Raw genomic sequence first — 13,589 nt, forward strand, 5'->3', positions numbered from 1 at the left:
CTCATGGGTACTGTCTCCTGACTGGCTTCGGGTTAGTGGGACTTCGTGAAGTATCGACTTACCGGCGCAGACTCGGCTGCCTGCTCGTTCCGGACCGTCGCGGCTAGGGCGCGGGCGTCGCACGGATTTGCGTATCGCGCTCTTCCTTGTGATATACAATATTCCATACGCAATATCCAAATAATCGACGTTTACCCGGAGTTGTTGCCGAAGTTGCACCAACTCGCTTGACAAATATGGTGTTTGGAATACTGTATATCACCACGCAACCACAAAACCGGCCGACAAGGAGACGTCATGGCAGATGTGCTTGAAATCAGACCGCAGGATTCGCAGGCGGAAGAGCCGCAACAGCTTACGGACGGGTTTCATCTCGTCATCGATGCGCTGAAAATTAACGACATCGACACCATCTTCGGCCTGGTCGGCATTCCGATCACCGACCTGGCCCGCCTCGCGCAAGCGGAAGGCATGCGCTTCATCGGCTTCAGGCATGAGCAGCACGCGGGCAACGCAGCCGCCATCGCGGGCTACATGACGAAAAAGCCGGGCATCTGCCTGACGGTGTCGGCACCCGGCTTCCTGAACGGCCTGACGGCGCTGGCGAACGCGACCACCAACTGCTTCCCGATGATCCTGATCAGCGGGTCGAGCGAGCGCGAGATCGTCGACCTGCAGCAGGGCGACTACGAAGAAATGGACCAGCTGAACGCAGCGAAGCCGTACGCGAAGGCCGCGTACCGCATCCTGCACGCCGAGGACATCGGCATCGGCGTTGCACGTGCGATTCGCGCGGCCGTCTCGGGCCGCCCGGGCGGCGTGTACCTCGACCTGCCGGCGAAGCTGCTTTCGCAGACGATGGACGCACTGAAGGCGCAGCAATCGCTGGTTCGCGTGATCGACGCGGCACCTGCGCAGATCCCGGCGCCCGATTCCGTCAAGCGCGCGCTCGACGTCATCAAGGGCGCGAAGCGCCCGCTGATCCTGCTCGGCAAGGGCGCAGCCTACGCGCAAGCCGACGCGGACATCCGCGCGCTGGTCGAGAAGAGCGGCATCCCCTATCTGCCGATGTCGATGGCGAAGGGCCTCCTGCCCGACACGCATGTGCAATCGGCATCGGCCGCGCGCTCGTTCGTGCTCGCCGAAGCGGACGTCGTGGTCCTGATCGGCGCGCGCCTGAACTGGCTGCTCTCGCATGGCAAGGGCAAGACGTGGGGCGGACCGAAGCAGTTCGTGCAGATCGACATCTCGCCGACTGAAATCGACAGCAACGTCGCGATCGCCGCGCCGGTGATCGGCGATATCGGTTCGTGCGTGTCGGCGCTGCTCGGCGGCATCGACGCGAGCTTCCCGAAGCCGTCCGCCGAATGGATCAACGCCATCGCGGAACGCAAGAACAAGAACCTCGCGAAGATGGCTGCGACGCTCGAAAAGAATCCGTCGCCGATGAACTTCCACAGCGCCCTGCGCGCGATTCGCGACGTCCTGAAGACGCGTCCGGACATCAACGTCGTCAACGAAGGCGCCAACACGCTCGACTATGCGCGCAGCATCATTGACATGTACGAGCCGCGCAAGCGCTTCGACTCGGGCACGTGGGGCATCATGGGCATCGGCATGGGCTTCGCGATCGGCGCCGCGGTGACGAGCGGCACGCAGGTCGTCGCGATCGAGGGCGACAGCGCGTTCGGCTTCAGCGGCATGGAACTGGAAACCATCTGCCGCTACGACCTGCCGGTGTGCACGATCATCTTCAACAACAACGGCGTCTATCGTGGCACCGACGTGAACCCGACGGGCGGCAAGGACGTTGCGCCGACCGTGTTCGTCAAGGGCGCGCGTTACGACAAGATGATCGAGGCGTTCGGCGGCATCGGCTACAACGTGACGACGCCGGAAGAGCTGACGCAAGCGCTCGTCGAGTCCATCAAGTCCGGCAAGCCGTCGCTCATCAACGCGGTGATCGATGAAGCCGCCGGCACGGAAAGCGGCCGCCTGACGAACCTCAACCCGCAAAGCGGCGCGACGAAGAAGTGACGGGAAAGCCCTGAAGGAAAGGCGCCCGCAGGGGCCTGACCTTCACGACTCGTGCGCATGCGGCCCGCATCGGCCCGCATGCGCTGTCTGCGTGTCTTCGCATTGACGAGAACGGCGGCCTTCGAGGCCGCCGTTCTTGCGATGTCCCCCCGCAACGCCCGATGACTCGCTGCGCCGGGTTGCGTCAGCGTGTGCGTCGAAACAATTCAATCGGAAAACACAAAGATCGTGGCCTCGCGTGCGCGGGTCAGCGGGTCGGTGCGCGCGTTCGCGAGCGCATGAACACCATGCGAACGCGCCATGCCGGGACCGCCGGATTCGAACGGGCTATACGCAAGTATGAGTGCGCCATTCGAATGGAGGGCGATGTAACCCGTTCGTAGAATGGTTTCGTTGCTTTTGTACGCATACCTTGATGTCATGCCCGCTTCGGTTCAAACGAGCTTTCCAGCGTGATCCGGCGCAGGTGATCAATCGATTCGTCACAGGCAGGCGTCCCGCGCGAGTGCAGGGTGCCGCAATGCGACAGGACAGGAGGAGGCGACGCATGAACACGGAAACCGCAAGCCGCGTGACCGCGCATGACGAGCACGGAGGTGTCTTTGCACAGGCGCACCCGGGTCTGCCCGCCGCGCGCGACGCATCGCCGTCATACGAACGTGCGTTGACGATCCTCATCCTCGCTGTCTGCTGGTGGACCTTGATCGAGATGCCTGTCGAGCTCGGCATGAGCGCAGGCGACAGGTCGCTGCCGGCCCTCTTCCTGGCGAGATTGATCGTGGTCGTAGTGGGGCTCGCGGCGATCGTCGATGTCCGCTTCTCACGCGCGATCTTCACGTTCCTCTGCGGTATCAGCGTGCTTGCCGTTGCGCCCACGCTGCCCCTCCAATTCGACGATTCGCCCACGTGTTCGCTGATCCTCTCGATCGAATGCGCGATCAAGGCAGTGTTCGTGCTCTTCGTCTGCGCCGCATCGCTTTGCAGGAAGACATCCGGACGGCTTCTGATCGAAGAACTGTCCGCAAGCGTCCCGTCGCGGCGCGGCGATCGGGCAATCATGCGCGTGTTCGATCACGCAACGACGAACTGATTCTGGGAGAGGCTCATGCCAAATGTTTTGCGTCACTGGATCATCATTGGAACGAACGCATACGACGAGTACACGTTCGTGCCGTGGCTGAACAAGAACATCTACCGGCGCACGGTGGACTTCGCGTGCATCTGCATCCAGTAACGCACGCTGCCGCGGAACGCGGGCACCTGCCGAAAGCACAGGCGCCCACGTCACCGGATCATTGAGCCGGGTCGGCGCGCAGCGCGGTTTTGGCAGGGGAAGGGGCCGCGCGGTCCGGCAGCAGGAATGCGATCAGCGCGGCAAGGAACGCGGCGACGGCCAGCACGATCAGCGCCACCGAGAAGTTGCCGGTCAGGTCCTTGATGACGCCCACGAGCCACGGGCCGAGCAGCCCGCCGCACTGGCCGATCGTGTTGATGAGCGCGATGCCGATCGCAGCGGCCGCACCCGTCAGGAACTCGCCGGTGAGCGTCCAGAACACGGCGAGACATCCCCAGATGCCGCCCGCGGCGACGCAAAGCAGCGCGAGGCCGAGCACCGGCTGCACGACGAACGCGCACGCGAGCAGCGCCAGTCCGCCGACGCTCATGCACACCGCGATATGCAGCCTGCGCTCGGACACCTTGTCGGAGTGGCGCGCCACGAGGTACATCGAAACGGCCGCGCAGCAGAACGGCAGCGCGGTGACGAACCCCACCTGCAGGTCCGACATCGTGCCCATGTGCTTGATGATCTGCGGCAGCCACAGCAGCACGCCGTAGAACGCGGTGAGAAAGCAGACGAACAGGGCCGACAGGCTCCACACGCGGCCCATCATCGCGATCTTGATGAACGGCAGGCTCGCGGTCTTCGTGAGTTTCGACGCCTCGCTGGCAAGCTCGGCGACGAGCCAGTTGCGCTGATCCGCGCGCAGCCATGTGGCGCGCTCCGGCCTGTCGGTGAGCCAGACGAGCACGAAAAGGCCGAGCACGACAGCCGGCACCGCTTCCAGCAGCAGCATCCAGCGCCAGCCGGAAAAGCCGTGGCTGCCTTCCAGCACGTGCATCAGGATGCCCGACACGGGCGAGCCGATCGCCGATGCGATCGCCGTCGCCATGATGACGCCCGCGTTTGCCCGCGAGCGATAGCGCACGGGGAACCAGTAGGCGAGATAGGCGACCACGCCGGGAATGAAGCCCGCCTCGGCCACGCCGAGCAGAAAGCGCAGGACGTAGAACGACGTCGTCGAGTGGACGAAGGCGAGTCCCGCCGACACGAGTCCCCATGTCACCATGATTCGCGCGATCCAGATGCGCGCGCCGAAGCGGTGAAGCATGATGTTGCTCGGCACTTCGAATACCGCGTAGCCGACGAAGAAGATCCCCGCGCCGAGACCGAACACGGTGGCGCTGAAGCCGAGATCCTGGTTCATGCGCAGCGCGGCGAAGCCGATGTTCACGCGGTCCAGGTAATTGATGATGAGCAGCACAAAAAGCAGCGGCACCAGCCGCCGGTAGATCCGGCTGATGGTGGATGCTTCGAGGGTGTTCTCCACGTTTGTCTCCATGTGGAAGCCGCGGACCGTTTCGTGGGTCCGCGAAGTTTCAGATTCTGGTTCTGGATTGTCGCTGCCGCTCGTGCGCGGCGTCTTCGATGGCCGCTTCAGCCTGCTGCACCGGGCGTGACGAGGGCCTGCGGATTGAGCACGTTGACCGGAGATCCCGCGCGCCACGCCAGCAGTTGCTCGATTGCAATGCCGAAGTAGTGCTCGTAGGTATCCTTCTCGACATAGCCGATATGCGGCGTGGCGAGCACGTTATCGAGGCCGAGCAGCGGATGGTCGGCGCCATAGATCGGCTCGCGCTCGTACACGTCGACGGCGGCGAAGCCGGGACGGCCCGCTTTCAGCGCGCTTTCGAGCGCGCCGGGCTCGATCACCTCGCTGCGGCTCGTGTTCACGAAGAGCGCGGTGGGCTTCATCGCGCTCAGGTCGTCGATGGTGATCGATCCCCGCGTCGCCGGCAAAAGACGCAAGTGGCAGCACACCACATCGGCTTCGCTGAAGAACGCCCGGCGGTCCGTCTGCGTTTCGATGCCGTCGGCCGCTGCGGCCGCGAGGGACGTCTCGTGGTCGCCCAGTGCGACGACGCGCATGCCGAACGCGCGCCCGTAGCCCGCGACCACGCTGCCGATCTTGCCGTATCCCGCGATGCCGAGCGTGCGGCCCTTCAGTCCCACGCCGAGGTGGCCCTGCCAGAGCCCCGCCGCGAGGCGCGCCGCTTCGAGATGCACCTTGCGCATCGAAGCCATGACGAGCGCCCAGGTCAGCTCGGCGGCCGCCGTCGTGGCCGAGCCTTCCGCCGACACCGGAATGCCGCGCGCCGTGCAGGCCGCGAGATCGACGTGGTTGGCGGCACGTCCGGTCTGGCTGATGAACTTGAGCCTCGGCAGGCGCGCGAGCAGCGCGGCGCTGACCGGCGTGCGCTCGCGCACGAGCAGCATCGCGTCGGCATCGGCGAAACGCTCGGCGATCGCGTCGAGCGTGGTGACGGTGTCGTTGTGGATCTCGACATCGAAGTGTGCGGCCAGCGCCGGATAGCAGTCCAGCGTGCGGATGCAGTTCTGGTAATCGTCGGAAATGACTACTTTCATGTGTTTCCCCGTGAGCCTCAGATTTTCGACCACGGCGCCGACATCACCAGCTGGTTTTCCTGCTGCTGAATGTAGCGGCCCTCCGCCGTCATCTTCTTGTAAGCGGTCCAGTCAGGGTCCGCTTCCATCGCGGCGCGGCGCGTCTGCCGGTCTTCGAAGTCGCGGTAGCCCCACAGATGCACCACTTGATTGAGCGTGCCCACTTCGGAGATGAAGTAGCCAAGCGGGTCTCCGACATGCCGCCGCTGTATCGGCAGGCCGTAAGTCTCGTAAACCTGCAGATAGGCTTTCAACTGGCCGGGCACGATCGTGTACCGGCGTAGATCGACCAACATCCATAATCCCCTGAGTCCGTTGCGAGCGATCAGTCTAGGGGCGGCGAATACCGTAATACAATCGATTAAATTCGCTTGATTCACGAGAAAAATCAATGAATGAAGAGCGTACCTCGAAGCGGCTGTCGATCCGGCACATCCGCGCGTTTGTCGCTGTTGCCAAACATCGCAGCCTGACGCGCGCGGCGGAATCTCTGTTCGTGACGCAATCGGCGCTCAGCCTGACGATCCAGCATCTCGAAGACGACCTCGGCGTGTCGCTTTTCGACCGCTCGACGCGCAGGCTCGATCTCACGCAGGCGGGCGAGGAGTTTCTGCCGTCGGCCGAGCGGCTCCTGCAGGACTTCGATTCGTCGATCCGCGAGATGCGCGCGCTCGGCAAGCGCGAGCGCGGCAAGGTGGGAGTGGCGGCGGTGCCGTCGGTGATGGCGCTGCTTCTGCCCGAAGCGGTCGCCGCGTACATCGATGCGTTTCCCAACATCGACATCTACCTGCGTGAAGACAACTCGGAGGCGGTGCAGCAGCGCATCGTCGACGGCGACGTGGACTTCGGCATCTGCAGCCCGTGGGAGCCCGACGCGGAACTCGTGTTCGAGCCGCTTTTCGAAGACTGCTTCGGCGTGGTGTTCGCGCCGCATCACCCGCTTGCCGCCGGCGACGGCGAACTGTCGTGGGAAGAAGTGTCCGGATACCGCATCGTCGGCTTCAGCTCCGACCTTGGCATGCAGCACCAGCTGAGCCATACGCCGGGGCTCAGCCAGGAAGTGCGCGAGCCGCGCTACCGGGTGTCGAATACGTCGACGATCGAGACGCTGCTCGCACGCGGCGTCGGCGTGTCGATCATGTCGGCGCTCGCGGCCCAGCGCGCGCCGCTCGACCGCCTGAGCATGCGGCTCCTGTCGAAGCCGGTGCTCACGCGCACGGTTGGCATCGTGCGGCGGCAGGGGAAGTCGCTCTCGCCGGCGGCGGCGACCCTCCTGCAGCACATCCGCGCGACGGTGCCGCAACTCGCCCGCTTCCCGGGCGTGCGCGTGCTGGACGCAGCCGCGCATGAAGCCGCGCTTGAAACCGCGTCTAAAGCCGCCCCGGCGCCTTCCCGCGCCTCGCGATAGTGCGGGGAGCGTCTCACCCGCGACTTTGCTCCACCCCCGCAGGCGCCGGGTCCTGCACGTGGGGCGCCGTCTCTTCCTCCTCGCGCCAGCGCTGTCTCGACCGGTACATCGTGCGCAGCGCGAGGCGCGCCATCTTCACCCAGCCGGAAGGGCGCGGGTCCGCGAGCATGCTGAGCGCCCGCGCGTAATCGAGCGTGAGCCCGGGTGTCCACGCCATCGTCGCGGCGCGCTTTCTCACCTGTGCGGCGACCCACAGCTCGGGCGTCGTGAGGATGCGCACGAACGGCTTCCAGCCGCCGCCGCTGCCCCACACGCGGGCGGACGCGCCCTCGATCGCCGCCTCCAGCGCCTTCGCCACCGTGCTCGAACAGTTGCGGTGCGTGAGATTGTAGGTCGTGTCGCGGCGATACTCCTGCCAGAAGCGCTCGAGCCGGCGCGGGTCGTAGTTGCGGATGCGCACCTGCCGCGTCGACGGGCACCACGCCTTCGATTCCGTCGCGTAGTCGGGCTGGAAGAGGCCGGGCACGTCGTTGTCGCGGGTCGCGCGCAGAATGCGCGAGAACTCCTCGGGCGAGCGTTCGATCTCGACCGCCGGATACAGGCTGATATAGACGCCCTCGGCAGATTCCAGCGCGGCGTGGCCGGTCGAGATCGCGCCGTTCTTGTCGACGGCGGCGATGTAGCGGTCGACGATCAGCTGGCGCCGCGGCTGCACCTTCGACGTGCCGACGGGCGTCCAGACATGCACGGTGAGCGCGGGCTCGTGCGCCTCGGGCGGACCGTCCCACTGGGTCACGGAAGGCATCGCGCGCGCGGCGCGCGGCGTGGCACCATCGCTGCCGGGCTGGGGCGGTGCGTCGTCGCTGGCGATGGCCGGGTTGGCCGCCATGCGCCGCACGCGCTGCGCGAGCAGGATCATGTTCCAGCCGCCGAAGAAGAGGCCGAAGGCCACGCAGTACGCGACGGTGCCGGCGTAGTGGTCCGGATAGGGCTGGTAGAAGAAGATCGCGATCGCGAGTTCGAGCATGCCGCCCGCCATCGCGAGGCGCCATGTCCGGTAGCGGACGACTTTCGCCGAGATGATCTGGAGCGCGCCGTCCACGAGAAAGAGCGTGCCGAAAATCATCGAAAGAATGAAGTTGCCGTGCTCGCCGCCGATCAGCACGAGCCCCGCTGACACGCAGAACGTCAGCCCTTTCACGTAGCGCAGCGTGCGCTGGCCGCCCATGCCGGTCCACGCGACGGCGAGCGTCGACAGCCCTTCGAGCAGAAGCAGGCAGGCGAACGGTGTGATCGGGAAATAAAGGGCGCCGTCGAGCGCGTCGGCGAAGATGACCACGCCAAGCGCGATGCTGAGAAGCCCCAACGCCATGAGCCCGCGCCAGCGCGTCCGCAGATAATCCACGCCGAGGAGAATCATCACCAGGCGAACCATCGCTACCCTCCGTTCGATCCGTGGCCAACGCGCACGTGAAGAAGCGTCCGAAAGCGTGCCGTCCTTGTGCTCGGCGGCGGCTACCTAAATATACATGGCACGGATGCCGTGGGGAGCAAGAACGCGCGGTTGCGCGACTGCGACGCGGGACAGCGGATGGTCTGAGGAACGCGGGAATACCAACACTGCCGCGATGAAAGCGGGGAAGTACAACGTACGAAGCGCGCAAAAAAAGCCCGGCATTGAGCCGGGCTTCTTCTTGGAGCGGCCGAGCCGCGCGACCGGCGCGGTCGATTACGACCGGCTGTAGTCCACCGGATTCACCGCGCCGGCTGCACGGGCAAACGGCTTGCCCGATGCCGAGCTGCCGTCCGTCGAGGCGCCGTATGCCGCCGCCGCGCCATTTTGCGCATCCACGCGCCGCTGGGCTGCCTGCAGGTTGGCGGGATACGTGGCGTGGTCGGCCGACGGGCTGTAGCCTGCGCGTTCCAGCTGGACCAGTTCGGCCCTCACTTGCGCACGGGTGATGGGCGCATTGTCCTGAGCATTGGCGAACGTCGGTGCGGCAAGAGCGGTAGCGATGACGACTGCGGGAATGAGTGCCTTAAACATGATGAACCTCCGATTCTTGATTTAGGAAACGAAGCGGCAGGTCCTGAAACTTCTTTCTGCTGCCTCGTCGTTGAAAGCAAGTCTAGGCGTATGGCGTCTAAGTAAAAACCCTCAAAACCCGGAAAGACAGTTCGAAAAACGAGACTAATCGACGCGCCGGCCACATGCCCGCCGCGCATGCTCATTCGTACGGCCGCGTATTGCTTGGCGCCTTGCCCGCAGGCTATGCTGCGCGAGACACCCAGAAAGGGGGACCCATGCAACAACTTCGTCTTGCCGTACTGGTAGGCGTGCTGTTGTTAGTGGCGGCGTTCGTGTCCCGATCGCTGGCCGAGGCGGCGACCCAGACCACACCGGTCTGGCTCGCGAGCGGCGTCACCTTCGCCGCGCTGCTCGTCTGCGCGCGCTGGTCGTGGCCGGCGGTCCTCGTGGGGGCGGGCATCGGGTCGGTGATCTGGGCAATGGCGTCGCACGGGCTCGCGCTGCACGCGGCGATCGCGTTCGGCGTGATCGAAATGGTCAGCATGGCCGCCGGCGCGTGGATCGCCACGCTCGGGCGCCATGACCCGCAGAGCCCGGCTGGCGCCGCGCTCCTGATTGCGGGCACCTTCGTCGCGTCGGTGCTGGGCGGCCTTCTGGCCGTCGAGATGTGGCGCTGGTTCCGGCCCGGCATCAATCTCGCGCTCGAGTGGCGCGTCTGGACCTTCTCCACCGCCGTGGGCCTGCTCCTCGTGGCGCCGCTCGCCGTGGCCTTTCGCGGCTTTCGCATCAAGCGCTCGGGCGGCATGCCGATGCCGCAGTTCCTGGGCGGCACGCTTGCTTTTTTCGCCTTCATCATCTCCGTGCTTGTCGTGTTCTCCAATCACAGCGTGGAGCGCTTCGCCGGCCTCGCGCCGACGCTCGCCTATGTGCCGATGCCGTTCCTTCTCACCACCGCGCTGCTCTGGGGTCCGCGCGGCGGCGCGCTCGCGGCGCTCGTCGGATTTGTGCTGATCATTTACCGCAGCGCGGACGGCGGCGGTCCGTTCAACGTCATCGAGGATTTCCCGGGGCAGGCGGTCGTGGAAGTGCAGGGCTTCGTGGTCGTGTGGGCGGTCGTCATGCTGATGGGGCGCGCGCTCTCGGAGGGCCGCCGCCAGGCGCTCGAAGACGCGCGCGCGTGGCGTCTGCGCTATGCGCGCACGCTGCAGGCGGTGGGCGTGGCGAGCGTCGAGTACGACGCGGTCACCGGCCGCGCGACCTGGGGCGAAGACGCCGCGTGGGTGCTCGGCGCCGCGGTGAAGGACGTGAACAGCCTCGACGAGTGGCTCGATCGCATCGACGTGGCCGAGCGCGGCAACGTGCAGGCGACATGGAGCGCGGTTGCGCGCGGCGACGTGCCGACGAGCGAACAGGAATATGGGGTGCATCTGCCCGACGGCGGCGCGGTGCGCGTGCACGAGCGCCTCGCCGGCATCCGGGGCGCCGACGGCACGGTCGAGCAGGTGGCCGCGCTCCTGCGCATGGCCGTGCAGGAGTCCGTCCATGGATGAGCCCGCGGTGTTCCTGATCCACGGCCTGGGCGGCACGCAATACGACCTGGGCTCGATGCACAAGCGCCTGAAGAATGCGGGCTTCGTCACGCATTCGCTGACGCTGCCCGGCCACGGCACCCATCCCGAGGACCTCGCCGGGGTGCGCGCCGAGGACTGGCTCGAAGCGGTGCGCGTGAAGTATCACGAGATTGTCGGGCAGCACGAGGTCCTTCACGTGATGGGCATGTGCATGGGCGCGCTTCTCGCGGTCGAGACCGTCAAGCGCGAGGCGCATGTGAAGGGCCGGCTCGTCGCGCTCGCACCGCCCGTGTATATCGACGGCTGGGCGACGCCGTGGTATCGCGCCCTGCGCCCGCTCCTGTATCGCGTGCCGGGCGTTCCCGAGCGCATGAGGGTCGAGGAGGAAGACCCCTATGGGATCAAGAACGAGCAGCTGCGCGAGATCGTCAAGGCGAAGTTCGCGCGCGGCGAGAACTTTCACTACCGGTGGGTGCCGCTCGCCTGCATCCGCGAAGTGGATCGCCTGCGCGGCTTCGTGATGGCCGGGCTGGAGCGCATCGCGTGTCCGACGCTCGTCATCCACGCGCGGCAGGACGAGCTCACCAGCCTGCGTTCGGCGAATTTTCTGGTCGAGCATATCGGCAGCGGCAAGCGCGCCGGGCAGGCCCGCATGATCGTGCTGGAGGACAGCTATCACATGGTGTGCGTGGACAACGACCGCGAGATCGTCGCGAAGAACGTGCTGGAATTCTTCGAGGCGAGCGTGGGTGTGTCGCTCGGCATGGCAGGCGACGACGCCCGCATGACCCCGCAGCAGATGCGCGACCTGCTGGCGCTCGCTCTGGCCGATCTCGAGCACGGCACGTTCCCGGCGCTCTTTGCGCGCGGCATATCCGATTTCGCGTGGTTCCAGCCGGGATCGAACCGCGCGAGCGGTGTCTTTCGCGGCGTGAAGGGGCGCTCGCGGCTCGCCACGTGGGCGAGCGAGGGCGTGGCGTTCACGGCCTTCGGCGCGCCGGTGCTGAATGCGGGCATGGCGGTGGTGCCCGCGACGCTGCGCGCGGGCGCGCTCGCGTCGCAGGGCGTGCTCGCGTTCGCGCTGCGGCAGGGGCGCCTGCTCGAAGCGCGCTGGTTCCCGGACGACGTGAGCCTCGAGGATGCGCACTTCGGCGGCGCGCCGGCGGCGGACGGCCCGAGCCAGGCCGAGCGTGCATTCGACGCCGCCGTAGCCCTGTCGAAGACCTTGCGCAAGGCGCCGGACAACGACACGCTGCTCACGCTCTATGCGCTCTTCAAGCAGGCGAGCAGCGGCGATGTCGCGGGCGAGCGGCCCGGCATGATGGACATGGTGGGCCGCTCGAAGTACGACGCGTGGGCGGCACGACGCGGCGTACCGCGCGAGCAGGCGATGCGCGACTATGTCGCGCTCGTCAACCGGCTGAAGGCGGAGGACACGCAGGCCGCATAGGCGCTGCGCGGCGACTCTTGACTGAGAGTCAAGAGTCTTCTGCTTTGCGCGGGGTTTTTGAGAAAGTCCGCAGCGCCGACACTTGCATGCATCGCAAATACGTGTCGGAGCCGCACCCATGCCTCTTGCCCTTCTCGCGCTGACGATCAGCGCATTCGCCATCGGAACCACGGAGTTCGTGATCGTCGGGCTCATCCCGACCATCGCGGACAACCTGCATGTCGGACTGCCCTCGGCCGGCCTGCTGGTAAGCCTGTACGCGCTTGCCGTCGCGGTCGGCGCGCCGGTGCTGACCGCGCTCACCGGCAAGGTGCCGCGCAAGCCACTGCTCGTCGCGCTGATGGCGCTTTTCACGCTCGGCAACCTGATCGCGTGGTGGGCGCCGGGCTACGGTACGCTGATTGCCGCGCGCGTGCTGACCGGCCTCGCGCACGGCGTGTTCTTCTCGGTCGGCTCGATCATCGCGACGAGTCTCGTGCCCAGGGAAAAGGCCGCCCGCGCGATCGCGACGATGTTCAGCGGCATGACGGTCGCGTTCGTCACCGGCATTCCGCTCGGGACGTTCGTCGGCCAGCATTTCGGCTGGCGCGCGACGTTCCTGATCGTCGCGGGCTTCGGCGTCGTGGCGCTCGCCGGCGCGCTGCTGTTCGTGCCGCGCCACATCGAGCATGCACCGCCCGCGCCGCTCGCGAGGCAACTGCGGGTGCTCGTCGAGCCGCGCCTGCTGCTCGTCTACGCGATGACCGCCGTGGGCTACGGCGGCTCGCTCGTCGCGTTCACCTATCTCGCGCCGATCCTCGAGCAGGTGTCGGGTTTCAGCGCGTCGTTTGTCGGCGTCGTGCTGCTGCTCTACGGCATCTCGGTCGCGTTCGGCAATGTCTGGGGCGGCAGGCTCGCTGACACGCGCGGGCCCGTCGCCGCGCTCAAGCTGATCTTCGGCCTGCTCGCGCTCGTGCTGCTCGCGCTCACGTTCACCGCGCCGTCCAGACCGCTCGTGCTGCTGACGGTGCTGGCATGGGGCGCGGTCGCGTTCGGCAACGTGCCGGCGTTGCAGGTCTACGTCGTCAGGCAGGCGGAGCGCTTCGCGCCGGGGTCGGCGAACGTCGCGTCCGGGCTCAACATCGCCGCCTTCAATCTGGGCGTGGCGGGCGGGTCGGCGGCGGGCGGGCAGGTCGTCGAGCATCTCGGGCTCGTTCACGCGCCGTGGATCGGCGCGGCGATCGTGGCGGTCGCATTTGCGCTCACGGTGCTGAGCGGCTGGCTCGACCGTCGCGACATGCGCGCGCCTGCGCTCGATCAGGGCGTCGCCGCAGCTGGCGGCCGCTGATTTTTGATCTTTCGATTTCAAC

General features: G+C 66.3%; 12 protein-coding genes. 7 read left to right on the forward strand and 5 right to left on the reverse strand.

What is annotated here, in order from left to right; translation table 11 throughout:
• The first annotated feature begins 297 nt into the window (after window positions 1-297).
• From oxc to BG61_RS44735, 3 genes are all read left to right on the forward strand, one after another.
• Window positions 298-2,037, forward strand: coding sequence for an oxalyl-CoA decarboxylase (oxc, locus tag BG61_RS33270; protein ID WP_035928805.1), 1,740 nt, complete (start codon window positions 298-300; stop codon window positions 2,035-2,037).
• Between the two features lie 547 nt (window positions 2,038-2,584).
• Window positions 2,585-3,127 (forward strand): hypothetical protein, encoded by a 543-nt coding sequence (locus BG61_RS39510; RefSeq protein ID WP_051672962.1) that lies wholly within the window; start codon window positions 2,585-2,587, stop codon window positions 3,125-3,127.
• Window positions 3,128-3,142: 15 nt separating this feature from the next.
• The gene (locus tag BG61_RS44735) at window positions 3,143-3,271 is read left to right on the forward strand and encodes a hypothetical protein (protein ID WP_267908579.1); all 129 of its coding nucleotides are present in this window, start codon (window positions 3,143-3,145) and stop codon (window positions 3,269-3,271) included.
• Window positions 3,272-3,329: 58 nt separating this feature from the next.
• Here BG61_RS44735 and BG61_RS33285 read toward each other — a convergent pair whose 3' ends face one another.
• The 3 genes from BG61_RS33285 to BG61_RS33295 all read right to left on the reverse strand — a co-directional run bounded on the left by BG61_RS33285 (window position 3,330) and on the right by BG61_RS33295 (window position 6,078).
• On the reverse strand, window positions 3,330-4,646 hold the full coding sequence (locus BG61_RS33285; RefSeq protein ID WP_051672965.1) for an MFS transporter: 1,317 nt from the start codon (window positions 4,644-4,646) through the stop codon (window positions 3,330-3,332).
• Between the two features lie 107 nt (window positions 4,647-4,753).
• Complete coding sequence (locus tag BG61_RS33290) at window positions 4,754-5,743, reverse strand: D-2-hydroxyacid dehydrogenase family protein (protein ID WP_035928967.1); 990 nt, start codon at window positions 5,741-5,743, stop codon at window positions 4,754-4,756.
• Window positions 5,744-5,760: 17 nt separating this feature from the next.
• Entirely contained in the window at window positions 5,761-6,078 is a 318-nt protein-coding gene (locus tag BG61_RS33295; protein ID WP_035928797.1) for an NIPSNAP family protein, read from the reverse strand.
• A 95-nt stretch (window positions 6,079-6,173) separates the two neighbouring features.
• Between BG61_RS33295 and BG61_RS33300 the strand changes: the two genes are divergently transcribed.
• Window positions 6,174-7,190 carry a LysR family transcriptional regulator gene (locus BG61_RS33300; RefSeq protein WP_051672963.1) on the forward strand — a complete coding sequence of 339 codons (1,017 nt, stop codon included), beginning with the start codon at window positions 6,174-6,176 and terminating at the stop codon, window positions 7,188-7,190.
• Between the two features lie 13 nt (window positions 7,191-7,203).
• Here the strand turns inward: BG61_RS33300 and BG61_RS33305 are convergent, their stop codons facing one another.
• The gene (locus tag BG61_RS33305; RefSeq protein WP_035928795.1) at window positions 7,204-8,625 is read right to left on the reverse strand and encodes an HdeD family acid-resistance protein; all 1,422 of its coding nucleotides are present in this window, start codon (window positions 8,623-8,625) and stop codon (window positions 7,204-7,206) included.
• A 294-nt stretch (window positions 8,626-8,919) separates the two neighbouring features.
• Complete coding sequence (locus tag BG61_RS33310; protein ID WP_035928792.1) at window positions 8,920-9,237, reverse strand: DUF4148 domain-containing protein; 318 nt, start codon at window positions 9,235-9,237, stop codon at window positions 8,920-8,922.
• A 257-nt stretch (window positions 9,238-9,494) separates the two neighbouring features.
• On the opposite strand from BG61_RS33310, the gene BG61_RS33315 reads away from it, so the two are divergent.
• The 3 genes from BG61_RS33315 to BG61_RS33325 all read left to right on the forward strand — a co-directional run bounded on the left by BG61_RS33315 (window position 9,495) and on the right by BG61_RS33325 (window position 13,567).
• Window positions 9,495-10,769 carry an MASE1 domain-containing protein gene (locus BG61_RS33315; RefSeq protein ID WP_075584283.1) on the forward strand — a complete coding sequence of 425 codons (1,275 nt, stop codon included), beginning with the start codon at window positions 9,495-9,497 and terminating at the stop codon, window positions 10,767-10,769.
• Window positions 10,762-12,240 (forward strand): acyl-CoA-binding protein, encoded by a 1,479-nt coding sequence (locus BG61_RS33320; protein ID WP_035928787.1) that lies wholly within the window; start codon window positions 10,762-10,764, stop codon window positions 12,238-12,240. Before BG61_RS33315 ends, BG61_RS33320 begins: the two co-directional genes overlap by 8 nt.
• A gap of 118 nt (window positions 12,241-12,358) precedes the next feature.
• Window positions 12,359-13,567, forward strand: coding sequence for an MFS transporter (locus BG61_RS33325; RefSeq protein WP_035928784.1), 1,209 nt, complete (start codon window positions 12,359-12,361; stop codon window positions 13,565-13,567).
• Window positions 13,568-13,589 lie beyond the last annotated feature (22 nt).

This window comes from Caballeronia glathei (assembly GCF_000698595.1).
GTDB lineage: Bacteria > Pseudomonadota > Gammaproteobacteria > Burkholderiales > Burkholderiaceae > Caballeronia > Caballeronia glathei.

Bases quoted from the DNA above. Each gene is read 5' to 3' on its own strand.
- oxc (WP_035928805.1), top strand. From the start codon at position 298: ATGGCAGATGTGCTTGAAATCAGACCGCAGGATTCGCAGGCGGAAGAG.
- BG61_RS39510 (WP_051672962.1), top strand. From the start codon at position 2,585: ATGAACACGGAAACCGCAAGCCGCGTGACCGCGCATGACGAGCACGGA.
- BG61_RS44735 (WP_267908579.1), top strand. From the start codon at position 3,143: ATGCCAAATGTTTTGCGTCACTGGATCATCATTGGAACGAACGCATAC.
- BG61_RS33290 (WP_035928967.1), bottom strand. From the start codon at position 5,743: ATGAAAGTAGTCATTTCCGACGATTACCAGAACTGCATCCGCACGCTG.
- BG61_RS33295 (WP_035928797.1), bottom strand. From the start codon at position 6,078: ATGTTGGTCGATCTACGCCGGTACACGATCGTGCCCGGCCAGTTGAAA.
- BG61_RS33300 (WP_051672963.1), top strand. From the start codon at position 6,174: ATGAATGAAGAGCGTACCTCGAAGCGGCTGTCGATCCGGCACATCCGC.
- BG61_RS33305 (WP_035928795.1), bottom strand. From the start codon at position 8,625: ATGGTTCGCCTGGTGATGATTCTCCTCGGCGTGGATTATCTGCGGACG.
- BG61_RS33310 (WP_035928792.1), bottom strand. From the start codon at position 9,237: ATGTTTAAGGCACTCATTCCCGCAGTCGTCATCGCTACCGCTCTTGCC.
- BG61_RS33315 (WP_075584283.1), top strand. From the start codon at position 9,495: ATGCAACAACTTCGTCTTGCCGTACTGGTAGGCGTGCTGTTGTTAGTG.
- BG61_RS33320 (WP_035928787.1), top strand. From the start codon at position 10,762: ATGGATGAGCCCGCGGTGTTCCTGATCCACGGCCTGGGCGGCACGCAA.
- BG61_RS33325 (WP_035928784.1), top strand. From the start codon at position 12,359: ATGCCTCTTGCCCTTCTCGCGCTGACGATCAGCGCATTCGCCATCGGA.